Below are 17,052 nucleotides of genomic sequence, written 5' to 3' on the forward strand. Positions count from 1 at the left end.
GGGTTGAGCATAATACACGTCAGTGTTTTGACACTGAAGGGAGAAAGTATGAGCCAGAAATTAAAAGTCGTCACTATCGGTGGCGGGAGCAGCTACACCCCTGAGTTACTTGAAGGCTTTATTAAGCGCTATCATGAATTACCGGTTTCTGAATTGTGGCTGGTTGATGTCGACGATGGAAAAGAGAAGCTGGACATTATTTTTGACCTTTGCCAGCGCATGATCGATAAAGCTGGCGTGCCGATGAAGTTGTTTAAAACGCTGGACCGCCGTGAAGCGTTGAAAGATGCTGATTTCGTTACCACCCAGCTGCGCGTAGGGCAACTGAAAGCCCGCGAAAAGGATGAACGCATTCCGCTGAGCCACGGGTATCTGGGGCAGGAAACCAACGGCGCTGGTGGGCTGTTCAAAGGTCTGCGTACTATTCCGGTTATCTTTGATATTGTCAAAGATGTGGAAGAACTGTGCCCGAATGCGTGGGTGATTAACTTTACTAACCCGGCCGGGATGGTGACGGAAGCGGTCTATCGCCATACGAATTTTAAGAAATTCATCGGTGTATGTAATATTCCTGTCGGCATGAAAATGTTCATTAGCGATGTGCTGGCGCTGAAAGAGAGCGATGACTTATCCATCGATCTGTTCGGTCTGAACCATATGGTCTTTATTAAAGACGTACTGGTGAATGGTAAATCACGCTTTGATGAACTGTTGGATGGCGTGGCTTCAGGTCAACTGAAAGCCTCCACCGTGAAGAACATCTTCGATCTGCCGTTCAGTGAAGGGTTGATTCGCTCGCTGAAGCTGCTGCCGTGCTCATATTTGCTTTACTACTTCAAGCCAAAAGAGATGCTGGCGATTGAAATGGGTGAATACTATAAGGGCGGCGCTCGCGCTCAGGTGGTACAGAAAGTGGAGAAACAACTGTTTGATCTGTACAAAAATCCGGATTTGAACGTGAAACCGAAAGAGCTGGAACAGCGCGGTGGAGCCTATTACTCCGATGCGGCCTGTGAAGTGATCAACGCCATCTACAACGACAAACAGACCGAGCACTATGTCAACGTTCCGCACCATGGGCATGTTGACAATATCCCGGCGGACTGGGCGGTTGAGATGACCTGTACACTGGGACGCAACGGCGCCACGCCGCACCCACGTATTACCCATTTTGATGAGAAAGTGCTCGGCCTTATCTATACCATTAAAGGCTTTGAAGTCGCGGCGAGCAATGCGGCACTGAGCGGCGAGCTGAATGATGTGCTGCTGGCGTTGAACCTGAGCCCGCTGGTGCATTCTGACAGCGATGCCGAGATTCTGGCGCGTGAGCTGATTCTGGCGCATGAAAAATGGCTGCCAAACTTCGCCGGGTGTATCGAGAAACTCAAAAGCGAACAACACTAACTGAGGTCGGCTATGGAACGCGTACTGATTGTAAATGCGGATGATTTTGGCCTGAGTAAAGGACAAAACTACGGCATTGTTGAAGCCTGTCGCAATGGCGTGGTTACCTCGACAACCGCACTGGTTAATGGCGCAGCCATTGACCATGCGGTACAGCTGAGTCGCGATATACCTGAACTTGCCGTTGGGATGCATTTTGTTCTGACGCTGGGCAGGCCGTTGACGGCAATGCCAGGCCTTACTCGTGACGGGTTACTGGGAAAATGGATCTGGCAGATGGCTGAAGAAGACACCTTGCCGTTGGATGAAATTTCTCAGGAACTGGCCGCGCAGTATCAGCGTTTTATTGACCTGTTCGGGCGAGAGCCAACGCATCTGGATAGCCATCACCATGTGCATATGTTCCCGCAGATTTTCCTTATCGTGGCCGGGTTTGCTGCCCAACGGGGGATTGCGTTACGGATCGATCGTCAGGCGGTATTCCAGGCGTCTGACTTTCCGCAGACGTTACGGACTTCCCAGGGATTCAGCAGCGAGTTTTATGGCGAAGCGATTTCTGAAGCCCTGTTTTTGCAAACGCTTGACGCGTCAGCAGACCGGGGAGAGTCCTCGCTGGAAGTGATGTGTCATCCGGCCTTTATCGATGACATTATTCGTCAAAGTGCCTACTGTTACCCCCGCTTAACTGAGCTTGACGTACTGACGTCTCCGTCACTGAAATATGCTATTGCGGAGCGCGGTTATCGTCTTGGCAGTTTTCTGAACGTCTAACTCCTGAGTTTGCGGCGCATAATGCGCCGCATTTTTTTAGGCAGGGATCGTGTCGATTTTTCCGGCGCGTGACCAGACGCGGTGCGCAGTCATTAGCGTCAGCAGGGTATCCATAAACTGTGCGTCTGCACTGTCTGCCTCCACCATGCCTTCTTCTCCTTCAGTTTTGATATCCAACGTTGCTTTAAACTGACGCGCATCGCCAGCCAGTGCGATAGGTTTTAAGTGCTTATACGCTTCGAGTAAGTAATATCGGGCATCACCGTTACTAGCGATATCTGCGATATTGCCACACGGAACGATAACCGCATCGACGGTCAGCGATGGTGAACCCGCAAAGGTACCGGCGATTGTCAGGACGGAACCATCATCGGCAACCACATTACCCATTCGGGAATAGAGCAGTTTGGCGTGAACGCCTTTGGCCTGTAAGGCTTGCATAATGGCAAGCAGGTCGCCCGATTTCACCTGGTCATTAAGTAGAATGGCGACCACGCGGCCCTTAATCTCACCTTGCGCACCCGCATATAAACTGAGTGACGGCGCACTTTTCAAACCATTGACGTTAGCCGGTGGGGCGATTTTGGCCTGTTCCTCGGTTAGCTCAAAACCGAGATTATCGGCAACCGCCTCGGCGAGGGCTGTATCAATATGGGCTAACTGTTCGACCACTCTTTCCCGAATATAAGGGCGCGTAACTTTGCTGAGTTCGAAGCTGAATCCGCCGATAATATGCTGCTGTTCAATTGGCGTCTGACTTAGCCAGAACAGGCGAGGGTGCGCATAGTATTCGCCAAAAGAGGGGCTACGTTCGCGGATTTTGTTTCCTTCAATCCGTTCCTGATACGACTCAAATCCACCGCGTTTTGGCCCCGGCGGCGTTTCACGCGGCCAGTTATCATTGATGGAATTTGGTTCATAGTTGGCAGGGTTGGTATCGATGTCCATACGATGCATGCCGTCACGCTGGAAATTATGGTACGGGCAGGTCGGGCGATTAATCGGGATTTCATGGAAGTTGGGCCCGCCCAGGCGGCTGATTTGGGTATCGGTATAAGAAAACAAGCGGCCTTGCAGCAAGGGATCGTTGGTAAAATCGATACCAGGGACGATGTGTCCGGGATGAAAAGCGACTTGTTCATTTTCGGCGAAGAAATTATCCGGATTACGGTTCAGCACCATTTTACCAACGCGTTGCACCGGAACCAGCTCTTCCGGGATCAGCTTGGTCGGGTCGAGCAGGTCAAAATCGAACTTGAATTCGTCTTCTTCAGGAATGAGCTGCAGCCCCAGTTCGTATTCTGGATAATCGCCTGCTTCAATAGCTTCCCACAGATCGCGGCGATGAAAGTCGGGATCACGACCGGTAAGTTTTTGCGCTTCATCCCATACCAGCGAAGCTTTGCCCGCCAGCGGTTTCCAGTGAAAACGGACAAAGGTGGCTTTCCCTTGCGCATTTATCAACCGGAACGTGTGAATGCCAAAGCCTTCCATCGTGCGATAGCTGCGTGGAATACCCCGGTCGGACATCGCCCATATAACGTTGTGCAACGTTTCTGGCTGTAACGAGACATAATCCCAAAAGGTATCGTGGGCGCTTTGACCCTGTGGGATAGCCCAATGCGGCTCCGGTTTTACCGCATGAACGAAATCCGGGAATTTATGGGCATCCTGAATGAAGAAGACTGGCGTGTTGTTTCCCACCAGATCGAAAATGCCCTCCTCAGTATAAAATTTGGTCGCAAATCCTCGAATATCTCTGACCGTATCCGCTGAGCCTGCGCCGCCCTGAACCGTAGAGAAACGGACAAAAACCGGGGTGATTTTATTTTCATCACTCAGAAAGTCCGCTTTCGTCGTCGCGCTGAGACTGGCATAGGGCTGAAAGTAACCATGAGCGGCCGAACCTCGAGCATGTACGATCCGCTCCGGGATGCGTTCGTGATCAAAATGGGTGATTTTTTCCCGCAGGATAAAGTCTTCCAGCAGAGTTGGCGCACGGTTTCCTGTGCGCAGAGAGTTTTGATCGTCCGCGATGCGCACTCCCTGATTGGTTGTCAGAGCAAAATCTTCGCTGCCTTTGCGAAAACTTTCCAGCGCGTTGAGTTTGTCACTTTTGGTGTCAGGCGCTTTTAAGCTGCCGGACGTAGTGGGCTGCATGCCAGGTGGCGTGGGTTCAGGTGTTGGCCGATGTGAACCGTCTGCTGGCTCCAGTGAGTCAAGTCCTGGCTGGGATTCGCTGGCATCATGAACCGGCGCTGAGTGATGGAGTGGGTGCTTATCATTCTGTGACATTAAACTCGTCTCCTGTTTTCATCGCTTAAAGGTCGTTGTTGCCGTCAAAAGCTTTAACTATAGACCACTTGCTCAGTGGTGCAGGAACTGACCGAGGGCGTAAAGCGCGATGAACCAGGCAAACAGCGCACGCAAGGCAGGACGTCAGGAGGCAAAATCGGCTAAGATAGCCGTTTTCTGATTTTTAGAATTAGTCTTTAGTGAAGCAACTGATTATGAAACCTCTTCGCCAACAAAATCGTCCGGTAATTAGCTATGTTCCTCGCGTGGAGCCAGCCCCACCAGAGCATGCAGTTAAAATGGATGCGTTTCGTGACGTATGGATACTGCGCGGAAAATATGTCGCTTTTGTCTTAATAGGGGAGGCGTTTCAGCGTTCGCCTGCATTTACGGTCCCGGAATCAGCGCAACGCTGGGCTAATCAGGTTCGCCAGGAAAATGAACTGAGCGATTAATGGATATAAAAAACCGCCGGAGCATGACACTCCGGCGGTTTTTTGTTTTTCAGATCTAACAGATTTAGCGATGCGCCAGTTCGGCGTTATCGTCGCTGTCCAGAATTGTTTTATCGGTCTGTTTCAGCCATTGGCTGGTCAGCGTACCGGCTGTCATAGAACCGCTCACGTTCAGCGCGGTACGGCCCATATCGATCAGCGGCTCAACGGAAATCAGCAGCGCAACCAGCGTGACCGGCAGACCCATAGCTGGCAGGACGATCAGCGCGGCAAACGTTGCACCGCCACCCACACCCGCAACCCCTGCGGAACTGACGGTGACGATACCGACCAGCGTGGCAATCCACATCGGGTCCAGCGGGTTGATCCCGACGGTCGGGGCGACCATTACTGCCAGCATTGCCGGGTACAGCCCTGCACAACCGTTCTGGCCAATGGTGGCGCCAAAGGAGGCGGCAAAAGAGGCGATGGATTCAGGCACGCCCAGACGACGGGTTTGCGCTTCAACGTTCAGCGGAATTGAGGCTGCGCTGGAACGGCTGGTGAAGGCGAAAGTCAGCACTGGCCACACCTTGCGGAAGTATTTCAGCGGGCTAACGCCGTTAACACCCAACAGGATCCCGTGTACCACGAACATAATGCCCAGACCGAGATAAGAGGCCACGACGAAGCTACCCAGCTTGATGATGTCCTGCAGGTTGGAGCCAGCAACTACTTTGGTCATCAGCGCCAGAACACCGTATGGTGTCAACTGCATCACCAAACGAACCAGCTTCATCACCCAGCTTTGCAGGGTATCGATAGCGACCAGCACGCGCTCGCCTTTCGGCGCATCATCTTTCAGCAGCTTCAGTGCGGCAACACCGAGGAATGCCGCGAAGATAACCACGCTGATAATCGACGTCGGGTTAGCTCCGGTCAGATCGGCAAACGGGTTTTTCGGGATAAACGACAACACCAGCTGTGGAACGCTGAGGTCAGCTACTTTGCCAACATAGTTGGTTTCAATCGCGTTCAGACGAGCGGTTTCGGCCCCACCTTGCACCAGACCTTCTGCGGTCAGGCCGAACAGGTTGGTCACCAGAACCCCTACCAGCGCGGCAATCAGCGTAGTAAACAGCAGTGTACCGATGGTCAGGAAGCTGATTTTACCTAACTGAGAGGCGTTGTGCAGACGCGCAACGGCGCTGAGAATAGACGCAAACACCAGCGGCATGACAATCATCTGCAGCAGTTGGACGTAACCGTTGCCGACAATGTTGAACCACTGTACTGAATCTTTAAGAACCTGGCTGTCGGAACCATAAATGGTGTGCAGGGCGAGGCCAAACACCACACCCATGACCAGACCGACCAGTACTTTTTTTGCCAGACTCCACTGCTTGTGACGGGCTTGCGCCAGCACGAACAGCAGCACTACGAACACGATAATGTTCGCGATTAATGGATAGTTCATCCCCGTTCTCCTGATCTTATTATGCGTATCACCGTGTGACGGTGATTCTGTTGGCGCAAGATTAGCAGAACTGTGACTTGCCTCTTATATTCAAATGGAATTGTTTATGCCAAAAATAACTTTATGGCTGATTTATTAGTCAACCTGGTGCGTTATAAAACGATTAAACTGCATTTGCAGCGTATTTATCATCTGTGATGACCAGCGCACCGCACTGTTCTCTTGTACGGTCTGCGGCATCCAGATTGCCCACGCGAACAGCGCCATGCACAGAAACCGCTCCAGTTGGTTGCCTTTTTGCGGCACGAGGATAGGCAGACGAAAACGCCAGCGGCAGGGCCAAAGCAGGGGGACGCCCGCCGGGGTCAACATGTCGGCCAGAATGTGGCTGAGATAACCGAGAACCATACCTTGTAAGGCATCCGCTGGAATTATCCAGGTATCAGGGACTTTCAGGTAAAACGTGGTCAGCAGGGCAAAAACCGCCAGCAGGCTATGCGTAAACCCGCGATGACCAAATGCCCGGGCAATGGGCTTTGATATCCACTTCAGACGCTGTCCCAGCAGGGATTTGGGATGATCGATATCCGGCAGCAGGCACGTTAAAATGGCTGAAGGAACAATATGCCACCAGTCACCCTGCGCAAGAACGGGCGTTAGCTCGGCATTCTTGGCAAATACCGCACAGGCAATAGAAAAAAGAAGGTGACCTTCCGCCGTCATGATAAAACCCAATAAACTGTCGATTCATACAGTATAGGGGTTTTATACAGTAGGCGGAAGAGGTGACGTTGTAACCCTTTGTCACAAGTGCGCCTTTACCGCGCCAGCCAACCGCCATCCACGGCCTGCGTATAGCCATGTATATATTCCGAGGCAGCACTTGCGAGGAACACGACCGGGCCTTTCAGATCATCAGGCGTGCCCCAGCGTCCGGCAGGCGGGCAATGCGATCATTGCCCGTCGCAGGATTAGCCGCGCAGGTGAGCGGCAGTGAGTTCGGTGAGCGAGGCCAGTTTGACGTCGGCCAGAACGAAGCGAGGATCGTCCTGATTTTCATGCGCAGGTACTACGATGGAACGCATACGGGCGGCTTTCGAAGCAATCATGCCGTTCACCGAGTCTTCCAGTGCTACGCAGTTTATAGGGTCAATGCCCAGTTTCGCCGCGCAATCGAGATAAACCTGCGGGTGCGGTTTGCTGTAGGGCAGTTTTTCCGCAGAAGCCAGTGCGTCGAAGCTGCTGCGCAGATCAAACATGGTTAGCACTTTTTCCAGCATATGCAGCGGCGAGGCGGATGCCAGTCCTACTTTCAACCCCTGAGATTTACACAATGCCACGGCCTCACGCACGCCCGGCAGCAGTGGTTTTGTTTCTTCAACTAACGCAATTGCGCGGGTAATGATGCGCTCGGTTACTTCCTGACGTGAGGGACCGTTCCACGGTTGCTGCGCAAACCACAAATCAACCACCATGTCGATGCGTAAGCCAAGTGTATCGGGAAGTTCATGGCGGCGGGAGATATCAACGCCTAAACTTGCTATCACATCCAGTTCGGCCTGATCCCAAAGCGGTTCAGAATCGACCAGTAATCCATCCATATCGAAAATTGCAGCAAGAATTTGACGCGGGGTTGACATCACAACCTCTCCTTTACGGGTGATAAAAGGGATTAAGAGCCAGCCTGGACGGGCTCTGAGCGTTCATTATGGCTAATTCAGCAGTATACCGCCTTTAAAGATCAGGCGAAAACGATAATCAACGGGTAAACTTAGGCCAAAATGACACGTCTTAATCAAGGGGAACTCATGACGTATCAACAAGCTGGACGCATTGCCATCTTGAAAAGGCTGGTGGGATGGGTGATTTTCATTCCCGCGCTGATTTCAACCCTGGTTTCAGTACTGAAGTTTATGTATGCGCACAGCGAAAAGCAGGAAGGGATTAACGCGGTCATGCTCGATTTTGCACACGTGATGATCGACATGATGCGTGTGAACACACCTTTTCTTAACGTGTTTTGGTATAACTCGCCGACGCCCGATTTTCAAAGTGGACTGAATCTCGTTTTTTGGCTGATTTTCATTCTGATTTTTATCGGTCTGGCGTTGCAGGATTCAGGCGCCAGAATGAGCCGTCAGGCGCGTTATTTACGCGAGGGCGTTGAGGATCAGTTGATTCTGGAACAGGCAAAGGGCAGTGAAGGGTTATCACGCGAGCAACTTGAGTCGCGTATTGTGGTACCGCACCATACGATCTTTTTACAAATTTTCCCGCTCTATATTTTGCCGGTGATCGTTATCGTGATTGGCTACTTCTTCTTTTCATTACTGGGTTTTTTGTAACTGCTGCACTATCAGGCCTGACGCGTTGTGAAACGCCAGGCCAGATAAGCAACGTGCGACTTTGCTAAGCCGCCAGTAACCTGTCCAGCGCTTTCTGCGCCACGACCAGATGCTGTCCCCCGAACAGAATAGCCCTATTCAGCAGCGTATAGAGCTGGTAGACAGGCTGTCTGTCGAGAAAATCCAATGGTAGCGGAGAAACAGACTGATAACCGTCATAGAGTTGCGGCGGCTGATCGGTATGTAACGGCAGCATTGCCAGGTCACACTCTCTGTCCCCCCAGTAGCAGGCAGGGTCAAAGATGTACGGGCCGTTCGGGCCGAGAGCGCAGTTTCCGGACCACAAATCACCATGCAGAAGAGACGGCTGCGGCTGATGAGAAGAGAGACGCTGCTGAACATGCTCGACAATGGCGTCGATATTGCCAAACGCAATGCCTTTTTCAGCGGCGAGTTCCAGCTGCCAGCCAATACGCTGCTCGGCAAAAAAGGTTGACCAGCGACGTTGCCAGGTGTTGGGCTGCGGCGTGGTAGAGAGCGCATTATCGAAGTCGAGCCCAAACTGCGGCTGATCGCTCCATTCATGCAAATGCGCCAACTGTTGGCCGAGGATAAACGCGTTGTGCGCATCAAGCGGACGGGGAGGGAGGAAATCCATCACCAGAAAGCTGTAATCTCTGTCTGCGCCTACCGCCCAGACTTTCGGTACAGATACGGTTTGACTGCGAGAAAGTAGCTCCAGCTGATCGGCTTCCGCCGTAAAGCCGGTTAACAGCTCTCTTTCATCGCATTTAACGAAAAAATCGCGCCCCGCATAGCGTAAATGCCATGCGGCGTGGATCTCTCCGCCGGGCAGTTCGTTACGCAGTTCGATTTCGCCTTCACCTAATTGCTCGCTTAAAAGACGACTGATAGCCTGCCACATGATGTCTCTCCCCATGTTGTCTGCCAGATCATAAGGTTAGCGCAAGAATGCGGTTAAAAAACACGAACTGACGCACACCACGGACGCGTCATCGCTGGAAAGGCACTTAATGTGTGTCGTTCTTCTTCACCTCGCATCGTTGTGAAGACGCCTGGTCGCACATGATTCACTTCTTTGTAATCATGTGATTTTTTATCATAGACGTATAACACCCATGCCGACAGTTTTACGGGGAAATCCCCTTGTATCTAGACAAGGGGAAGCCGTCATTACTGAGCCAGATACGCGTATATTTTTTGCGTATCGTCTAAAGCGCACAGACGCGTACCCTGATTCAGGGTGGCGGCGCTACCTGCGGCGACACCGTAACGAACAATATCTGCAAAAGGTGCGCTCTCAGCCAGTTTAAGCGTCATGGCCCCGACCATACTGTCGCCCGCGCCTACGGTACTTTGACTCTTCACCGGTGGCGGAACCACCTGGACACAGGTTTCACGATCAACGCCCAGCGCTCCTTGTGGTCCAAGCGAGACTACTACGCGATGCGCTTTTCCGCTTTGCACGATTTCTTGTGCGGCGTTGCGCACATCATCGGGCTGCGTGAGTTCGCGATTCACCAGCGCGCTCAGTTCTTTGAGGTTGGGTTTGACCAGTTCGATATTGCCGATGGTTAATGCTGCTGCCAGCGCTTCGCCAGAACTATCGACGATACAGCGAATCCCTTGTTTTTGTGCTGTGATAATGAGCCGGGTCAGCTTCTCAAGCTGTACGCCAGGCGGCAAACTGCCGCTAATAACCAGCAGTGCGCCAGACTCAATTTCCAGCACCTGATCCTGAAGCTGGTAGAACTCATCATCGGTGAGCGCAGCGCCTGGCATGACGAAGCGATACTGTTCGCCGCTGGACTCAACGTGCACATGGAGATTTTGTCGGGTCCAGTCTTTAGCTTCGACGGTGGATACGGGAACATTTTCGTCGGCGAGCAAAGTAACAAGATGCTCTCCGGTGGCGCCACCCGCAGGGAAGATGGCCGTAGCGGTGCCGCCAAGATGGGCAATTGCGCGAGCGACGTTGATGCCGCCGCCGCCGGGTTCAAAAACCGGCGAGGTACAGCGAAGCTTACCTTCCGGGTAGATTTGCGGCGTGATTGTTGCGCTATCGAGAGAGGGCGCAAGTGTTAACGTATAGATACGTACCATCTTTACCTCCTGTTAGGCTGTCCTCAGTCTGGCACTTAACCCCCCGAAAGTGAAGTAATTAACAACATGATTTTTCATATCTTTATTTAAAATAATCGCGTTAAAGATATATAAATAAAAAAACGGTTTAGGAACGCTCTTATTCAAAAAACGAAATAAGAATTTATTGCTATGTTATTCGAGTCTTTTTATAATTTGTTACCTTTCAAGGGTCTTTTGTCATTGATCCATATGAAAGTTTCCGAGACCGTTATGGTCTCTTTTTTTGTTGTACGGACTCTTAATAAATGAAGCTTTTGAAGACAGTGCCCGCAGCGTTACTGCTGACGGGTGGCCTGCTTGCGTCAATGCAGGCTGCCGCCGATGATTCCGTTTTTACTGTCATGGATGACCCTTCCAGCGCGAAAAAACCCTTTGAAGGTAACCTGAACGCGGGATATCTCGCCCAGTCAGGCAACACAAAAAGTTCTTCTTTAACTGCAGACACCACCATGACCTGGTACGGTCAAACTACGGCGTGGTCTTTGTGGGGAAATGCCAGCAATACCTCCTCAAATGATGAGCGTTCATCAGAGAAATATGCCGTAGGTGGCCGTAGTCGTTATAACATGACCGACTATGATTATCTCTTTGGTCAGGCAAGCTGGCTGACCGACCGTTATAACGGCTATCGCGAGCGTGACGTGCTGACCGCAGGTTATGGTCGTCAGTTCCTCAACGGACCGGTGCACAGCTTCCGTTTTGAATTCGGTCCAGGTGTGCGCTATGACGAGCACACGGATGGCACCACCGAAACACAGCCGCTGGGCTATGCGTCCGGGGCCTATGCGTGGCAGATGACGGACAATACTAAGTTTACGCAAGGTGTGTCGGTATTTGGTGCTGACGATACAACGCTCAATTCTGAAACGGCCTTGAACGTTGCTATCAACGAACACTTTGGGTTAAAGGTGGCTTACAACGTTACCTGGAACTCTGAACCACCGGCAACAGCGCCGGAGCATACCGATCGTCGTACTACTGTGTCACTCGGCTATCGTATGTAATGACAAGCCGGGTCAAATAATTGGCCCGGCTTTTCTCAATTAACGTTAAATTTATTTAATATTAAATCTGTGTTTTATTTTTAATACTTATCAATAACGCGCTATTTTCAGACGAATTCGATTTAATTGATAAATACAACGGAACCGGAACAGCGTGTGCCAGTATTTTAACCCCAGATCATCGCAGCCCAACGTAGCATCAGCATTGCCGCACAAATAACGAGCAGTATCACAACCATCTTCCAGTGTTTCTTCGCAAAGCGATTTGTTGGCATTGTCCTTTTCCTGCTCAGGTTAGATGACTTTATTCAAGTGTAACAAAAACGTCAGGGTGTCAGTGAATTGATTTACATCATAGAGTGCGCGTTGATTGTTGCTTTGATCGGCTCGTAATGCCGTGTACACTGTCAAACGGTGTTATCAAAAAGCGGGTGTAGGTCCAGTGTAGCCATTAAGGCGACCAGTGACATATTTCGCAGAGTGAAGCGGGAATCAGCCCACACCTTTTTGATGATTTTAAATATTGAATCTTTGTATGTGATCTTACGTGTGGGTCACCACTGCAAATAAGGATATAACATGCCTGTTATTACTCTTCCTGATGGCAGCCAACGCCATTACGACCACGCTGTAAGCCCCATGGATGTTGCGCTGGACATCGGTCCAGGTCTGGCGAAAGCCACTATTGCTGGCCGTGTTGACGGTGAGCTGGTAGATGCTTCCGATCTGATTGAGCATGATGCGAAGCTCTCCATCATCACCGCGAAGGATGAAGAAGGTCTGGAGATCATTCGTCACTCCTGTGCGCACCTGTTAGGGCACGCGATCAAACAACTCTGGCCGCACACCAAAATGGCGATCGGACCGGTTGTTGATAACGGTTTTTACTACGATATCGATCTTGACCGTACGCTAACCCAGGAAGATGTCGACGCGCTCGAGAAGCGGATGCACGAGCTCGCTGAGAAAAACTACGATGTCATTAAGAAGAAAGTCAGCTGGTACGAAGCGCGTGAAACCTTCGTGAAGCGTGGCGAGACCTATAAAGTCTCCATTCTTGATGAAAACATTGCCCATGATGACAAGCCTGGCTTGTACCATCATGAAGAATATGTCGATATGTGCCGTGGCCCGCACGTGCCGAACATGCGTTTCTGTCATCACTTCAAACTGATGAAGACCGCTGGGGCATACTGGCGTGGCGACAGCAATAACAAGATGCTGCAGCGTATTTATGGTACTGCATGGGCCGATAAAAAAGCCCTGAGTGCCTACCTGCAACGTCTGGAAGAAGCGGCCAAACGCGACCACCGTAAAATCGGTAAGCAGCTTGACCTGTATCATATGCAGGAAGAAGCGCCGGGTATGGTGTTCTGGCACAATGATGGCTGGACAATCTTCCGTGAACTGGAAGTCTTTGTTCGCTCAAAACTGAAAGAATACCAGTATCAGGAAGTTAAAGGTCCGTTCATGATGGACCGCGTGCTGTGGGAAAAAACAGGTCACTGGGATAACTACAAAGATGCGATGTTCACGACTTCCTCTGAGAACCGTGAATACTGCATTAAGCCCATGAACTGCCCGGGCCACGTGCAGATCTTCAATCAGGGTCTGAAATCCTATCGTGATCTGCCGTTGCGTATGGCCGAGTTTGGTAGCTGCCACCGTAATGAGCCGTCAGGCGCGCTGCATGGCCTGATGCGTGTTCGTGGCTTCACTCAGGATGATGCACATATCTTCTGTACAGAAGAGCAGATCCGTGATGAAGTTAACGCTTGCATTCGTATGGTCTACGATATGTATAGCACCTTTGGCTTCGAGAAAATCGTCGTCAAACTGTCCACTCGCCCCGAAAAACGTATCGGTAGCGATGAAATGTGGGACCGTGCTGAAGCTGACCTGGCCGTTGCGCTGGAAGAAAACAACATCCCGTTTGAGTACCAACTGGGTGAGGGCGCATTCTACGGTCCGAAAATTGAATTTACCCTGTATGACTGCCTCGATCGTGCATGGCAGTGCGGTACTGTACAGCTGGACTTCTCTCTGCCGTCCCGTTTAAGCGCCTCTTATGTTGGCGAAAACAACGAGCGTCAGGTGCCGGTTATGATTCACCGTGCAATTCTTGGGTCGATGGAACGTTTCATCGGTATCCTGACCGAAGAGTTCGCTGGCTTCTTCCCGACCTGGCTTGCGCCAGTTCAGGTTGTCGTCATGAACATCACCGATTCACAGTCTGAATACGTCAACGAATTAACGCAGAAACTACAAAATGCGGGTATTCGTGTAAAAGCAGACTTGAGAAATGAGAAGATTGGCTTTAAAATCCGCGAGCACACTTTACGTCGTGTCCCTTACATGTTGGTCTGTGGCGACAAAGAGGTAGAAGCAGGCAAAGTTGCCGTGCGCACCCGTCGTGGCAAAGACTTGGGCAGCCTGGACGTAAATGAAGTGATTGAGAAGCTGCAACAAGAGATTCGCAGCCGCAGTCTTCAACAACTGGAGGAATAAGGTATTAAAGGCGGAAAACGAGTTCAAACGGCACGTCCGAATCGTATCAATGGCGAGATTCGCGCCCTGGAAGTTCGCTTAACAGGTCTGGAAGGCGAAGCTTTGGGTATTGTGAGTCTGAGAGAAGCGATCGAAAAAGCTGAAGAAGCTGGAGTAGATTTAGTTGAAATCAGCCCTAACGCCGAACCGCCAGTTTGTCGTATTATGGACTACGGCAAGTTCCTTTATGAAAAGAGTAAGTCTTCTAAGGAACAGAAGAAAAAGCAAAAAGTTATCCAGGTTAAGGAAATTAAATTCCGTCCTGGCACCGACGATGGCGATTACCAGGTAAAACTCCGCAGCCTGGTACGCTTTCTGGAAGATGGCGATAAGGCTAAGATCACGCTGCGTTTTCGCGGTCGTGAGATGGCCCACCAACAGATCGGTATGGAAGTGCTCAACCGCGTCCGTGACGATCTGAGTGAACTGGCAGTAGTCGAATCCTTCCCTACGAAGATCGAAGGCCGCCAGATGATCATGGTGCTCGCTCCTAAGAAGAAACAGTAAGGCCTTCAAGTAGCAATGTCTGTGGAGCCTGCGGGTTCCACAGCCGTTGTTCGCCTACGTTTCGTTTATTAACAATGCGAAGTGGAAGTTATTAAAATGCCAAAAATTAAGACCGTACGCGGTGCTGCTAAGCGCTTCAAAAAAACCGGTGGTGGTGGATTTAAGCGTAAGCACGCAAACCTGCGTCATATTCTGACCAAAAAATCTACTAAGCGTAAACGTCACCTGCGTCCAAAAGGCCTGGTTTCTAAAGGCGATCTGGGTCTGGTTATCGCGTGCCTGCCGTACGCATAAGCCGTTAACGTTTAATTAATTTTTTTACTAAGAATATAGATACAGGAGAGCACATATGGCTCGCGTAAAACGTGGTGTAGTTGCCCGTGCACGTCACAAGAAAATTTTGAAACAAGCTAAAGGCTACTACGGTGCGCGTTCTCGCGTATACCGCGTTGCCTTCCAGGCTGTTATCAAAGCTGGTCAGTACGCTTATCGTGACCGTCGTCAGAAAAAGCGTCAGTTCCGTCAACTGTGGATTGCGCGTATCAACGCAGCAGCACGTCAGAACGGTATTTCTTACAGCAAATTCATCAACGGCCTGAAAAAAGCCTCTGTTGAAATCGACCGTAAGATCCTGGCTGACATCGCAGTATTCGACAAAGTAGCGTTCACCGCTCTGGTCGAAAAAGCGAAAGCAGCTCTGGCATAAGCCGGTGAAAAGAGGGAGCCTGGCTCCCTCTCTTTTATTTGTAGTGCAATCAATTGGTTGACAATTTATCCGTAAGCCTTTTCAATAAAGGTTGTCCGGTTTTTACCACACAAGGTAACGCAAGCATGAATGCTGCTATTTTCCGCTTCTTCTTTTACTTTAGCACCTGAACTCAGGAGGCTTGCGCGTGAAAGAAGAAACGGAAAACAGCGCCTAAAAGCCTCCCTGGTGGAGGCTTTTTTTATACACGTTATCCTTCAGGCTGCCTCTGCATTGGCTGCAGTCGCTTCCCCCAGTCTCGTACTTGTGTACGCTCCTGAGGATTAGCGCTCTACTGCTGCCTTGACTCAGCCAGAATGATTTTGTGTATATACGAGCGACTAGTGAATATCGCAACATAACGAGGAAAACCATGTCACATCTCGCAGAGCTGGTTGCCAGTGCAACGGCCGCCATTAACCAGGCTTCAGATGTTGCCGCGTTAGACAATGTCCGCGTCGAATATTTGGGCAAGAAAGGGCACCTGACCCTTCAGATGACTACCCTGCGTGAACTGCCGGCAGAAGAGCGCCCGGCAGCAGGTGCGGTGATAAACGAAGCCAAAGAGCAGGTTCAGCAAGCGCTGAACGCGCGTAAAGCCGAATTAGAAAATGCCGCGCTGAATGCTCGTCTGGCTGAAGAAACGATCGATATCTCCTTGCCTGGGCGTCGTATCGAAAACGGCGGTTTGCATCCGGTAACGCGGACTATCGATCGCATTGAAAGTTTCTTTGGTGAGCTGGGCTTTACCGTGGCGACCGGTCCGGAAATCGAAGATGACTATCATAACTTCGATGCGCTGAACATTCCTGGCCATCACCCGGCGCGCGCTGACCATGACACTTTCTGGTTTGATGCGACGCGTCTGCTGCGCACGCAGACTTCCGGCGTGCAGATCCGCACTATGAAAGAAAAACAGCCGCCGATCCGTATTATCGCTCCGGGTCGCGTATATCGTAACGACTACGATCAGACGCACACCCCAATGTTCCATCAGATGGAAGGGCTGATTGTTGATACCAACATCAACTTCACCAACCTGAAAGGCACGCTGCACGATTTCCTGCGCAACTTCTTTGAAGAAGACCTGCAGGTTCGTTTCCGTCCTTCCTACTTCCCGTTCACCGAACCTTCTGCGGAAGTTGATGTGATGGGTAAAAATGGCAAATGGCTGGAAGTATTGGGTTGCGGAATGGTTCATCCGAATGTGCTGCGTAACGTCGGTATCGATCCGGAAATCTACTCTGGCTTTGCATTCGGTATGGGTATGGAGCGTCTGACCATGCTGCGTTACGGCGTAACCGATCTGCGTTCTTTCTTCGAAAACGATCTGCGTTTCCTCAAACAGTTTAAATAA

General features: G+C 50.9%; 18 protein-coding genes, 1 pseudogene and 1 other annotated feature. Of the genes and pseudogenes, 11 read left to right on the forward strand and 8 right to left on the reverse strand.

Features of this window, described 5'->3' with window-relative positions; all coding sequences use genetic code 11:
* Positions 1-48: 48 nt before the first annotated feature.
* Together GPJ68_RS10690 and chbG are read left to right on the forward strand one after the other, a co-directional pair.
* On the forward strand, positions 49-1,404 hold the full coding sequence (locus GPJ68_RS10690; RefSeq protein WP_016152854.1) for a 6-phospho-beta-glucosidase: 1,356 nt from the start codon (positions 49-51) through the stop codon (positions 1,402-1,404).
* 12 nt (positions 1,405-1,416) lie between these two features.
* Positions 1,417-2,175: a chitin disaccharide deacetylase gene (chbG, locus tag GPJ68_RS10695; protein WP_103928133.1), complete on the forward strand. Its 759-nt coding sequence runs from the start codon at positions 1,417-1,419 to the stop codon at positions 2,173-2,175.
* A gap of 36 nt (positions 2,176-2,211) precedes the next feature.
* Here chbG and katE read toward each other — a convergent pair whose 3' ends face one another.
* On the reverse strand, positions 2,212-4,470 hold the full coding sequence (katE, locus tag GPJ68_RS10700; RefSeq protein ID WP_180837337.1) for a catalase HPII: 2,259 nt from the start codon (positions 4,468-4,470) through the stop codon (positions 2,212-2,214).
* Between the two features lie 209 nt (positions 4,471-4,679).
* Here katE and cedA point away from each other — a divergent pair, with 209 nt between their 5' ends.
* A complete protein-coding gene (cedA, locus tag GPJ68_RS10705; RefSeq protein ID WP_369707928.1) occupies positions 4,680-4,925 on the forward strand; it encodes a cell division activator CedA in 246 nt (81 codons plus the stop codon).
* Positions 4,926-4,989: 64 nt separating this feature from the next.
* Here cedA and tcyP read toward each other — a convergent pair whose 3' ends face one another.
* The 4 genes and pseudogenes from tcyP to hxpB form a co-directional block, all read right to left on the reverse strand.
* The gene (tcyP, locus tag GPJ68_RS10710) at positions 4,990-6,381 is read right to left on the reverse strand and encodes a cystine/sulfocysteine:cation symporter (protein ID WP_019078417.1); all 1,392 of its coding nucleotides are present in this window, start codon (positions 6,379-6,381) and stop codon (positions 4,990-4,992) included.
* A gap of 135 nt (positions 6,382-6,516) precedes the next feature.
* Positions 6,517-7,116: a metal-dependent hydrolase gene (locus GPJ68_RS10715; RefSeq protein ID WP_104652153.1), complete on the reverse strand. Its 600-nt coding sequence runs from the start codon at positions 7,114-7,116 to the stop codon at positions 6,517-6,519.
* An 83-nt stretch (positions 7,117-7,199) separates the two neighbouring features.
* Positions 7,200-7,322: pseudogene (locus GPJ68_RS10720) on the reverse strand (SDR family oxidoreductase); the annotation flags it as partial.
* A gap of 30 nt (positions 7,323-7,352) precedes the next feature.
* Positions 7,353-8,021, reverse strand: coding sequence for a hexitol phosphatase HxpB (gene hxpB / locus GPJ68_RS10725; protein WP_016156335.1), 669 nt, complete (start codon positions 8,019-8,021; stop codon positions 7,353-7,355).
* Between the two features lie 168 nt (positions 8,022-8,189).
* On the opposite strand from hxpB, the gene GPJ68_RS10730 reads away from it, so the two are divergent.
* Complete coding sequence (locus GPJ68_RS10730) at positions 8,190-8,726, forward strand: YniB family protein (RefSeq protein WP_019076635.1); 537 nt, start codon at positions 8,190-8,192, stop codon at positions 8,724-8,726.
* Between the two features lie 64 nt (positions 8,727-8,790).
* Here GPJ68_RS10730 and GPJ68_RS10735 read toward each other — a convergent pair whose 3' ends face one another.
* Both GPJ68_RS10735 and pfkB read right to left on the reverse strand, forming a co-directional pair.
* Positions 8,791-9,651, reverse strand: a complete 861-nt coding sequence (locus GPJ68_RS10735; protein WP_016152861.1) for a fructosamine kinase family protein — start codon at positions 9,649-9,651, stop codon at positions 8,791-8,793.
* A gap of 269 nt (positions 9,652-9,920) precedes the next feature.
* Positions 9,921-10,850: a 6-phosphofructokinase II gene (gene pfkB / locus GPJ68_RS10740; RefSeq protein ID WP_019076636.1), complete on the reverse strand. Its 930-nt coding sequence runs from the start codon at positions 10,848-10,850 to the stop codon at positions 9,921-9,923.
* Positions 10,851-11,137: 287 nt separating this feature from the next.
* Between pfkB and GPJ68_RS10745 the strand changes: the two genes are divergently transcribed.
* Positions 11,138-11,896, forward strand: coding sequence for a YdiY family protein (locus GPJ68_RS10745; RefSeq protein ID WP_016152863.1), 759 nt, complete (start codon positions 11,138-11,140; stop codon positions 11,894-11,896).
* A gap of 167 nt (positions 11,897-12,063) precedes the next feature.
* On the opposite strand, the gene yniD is transcribed toward GPJ68_RS10745, so the two are convergent.
* Positions 12,064-12,171, reverse strand: a complete 108-nt coding sequence (gene yniD, locus GPJ68_RS10750; protein ID WP_003030590.1) for a small membrane protein YniD — start codon at positions 12,169-12,171, stop codon at positions 12,064-12,066.
* Positions 12,172-12,475: 304 nt separating this feature from the next.
* On the opposite strand from yniD, the gene thrS reads away from it, so the two are divergent.
* The 6 genes from thrS to pheS all read left to right on the forward strand — a co-directional run bounded on the left by thrS (position 12,476) and on the right by pheS (position 17,052).
* Positions 12,476-14,404, forward strand: a complete 1,929-nt coding sequence (gene thrS / locus GPJ68_RS10755; protein ID WP_016152864.1) for a threonine--tRNA ligase — start codon at positions 12,476-12,478, stop codon at positions 14,402-14,404.
* A 3-nt stretch (positions 14,405-14,407) separates the two neighbouring features.
* Complete coding sequence (gene infC / locus GPJ68_RS10760) at positions 14,408-14,950, forward strand: translation initiation factor IF-3 (RefSeq protein ID WP_048997935.1); 543 nt, start codon at positions 14,408-14,410, stop codon at positions 14,948-14,950.
* A 96-nt stretch (positions 14,951-15,046) separates the two neighbouring features.
* On the forward strand, positions 15,047-15,244 hold the full coding sequence (rpmI, locus tag GPJ68_RS10765) for a 50S ribosomal protein L35 (protein WP_003030583.1): 198 nt from the start codon (positions 15,047-15,049) through the stop codon (positions 15,242-15,244).
* Between the two features lie 55 nt (positions 15,245-15,299).
* Complete coding sequence (gene rplT / locus GPJ68_RS10770) at positions 15,300-15,656, forward strand: 50S ribosomal protein L20 (RefSeq protein WP_003030578.1); 357 nt, start codon at positions 15,300-15,302, stop codon at positions 15,654-15,656.
* Positions 15,657-15,776: 120 nt separating this feature from the next.
* Positions 15,777-15,901, forward strand: a sequence feature (Phe leader region).
* A complete protein-coding gene (pheM, locus tag GPJ68_RS24975) occupies positions 15,782-15,826 on the forward strand; it encodes a pheST operon leader peptide PheM (RefSeq protein ID WP_001386830.1) in 45 nt (14 codons plus the stop codon). (Overlaps the previous feature by 45 nt.)
* A 167-nt stretch (positions 15,902-16,068) precedes the next feature.
* Positions 16,069-17,052 carry a phenylalanine--tRNA ligase subunit alpha gene (gene pheS, locus GPJ68_RS10780; RefSeq protein ID WP_016152865.1) on the forward strand — a complete coding sequence of 328 codons (984 nt, stop codon included), beginning with the start codon at positions 16,069-16,071 and terminating at the stop codon, positions 17,050-17,052.

It is taken from the genome of Citrobacter sp. 172116965, assembly GCF_013458095.1.
Classification (GTDB): Bacteria; Pseudomonadota; Gammaproteobacteria; order Enterobacterales; family Enterobacteriaceae; genus Citrobacter; species Citrobacter braakii.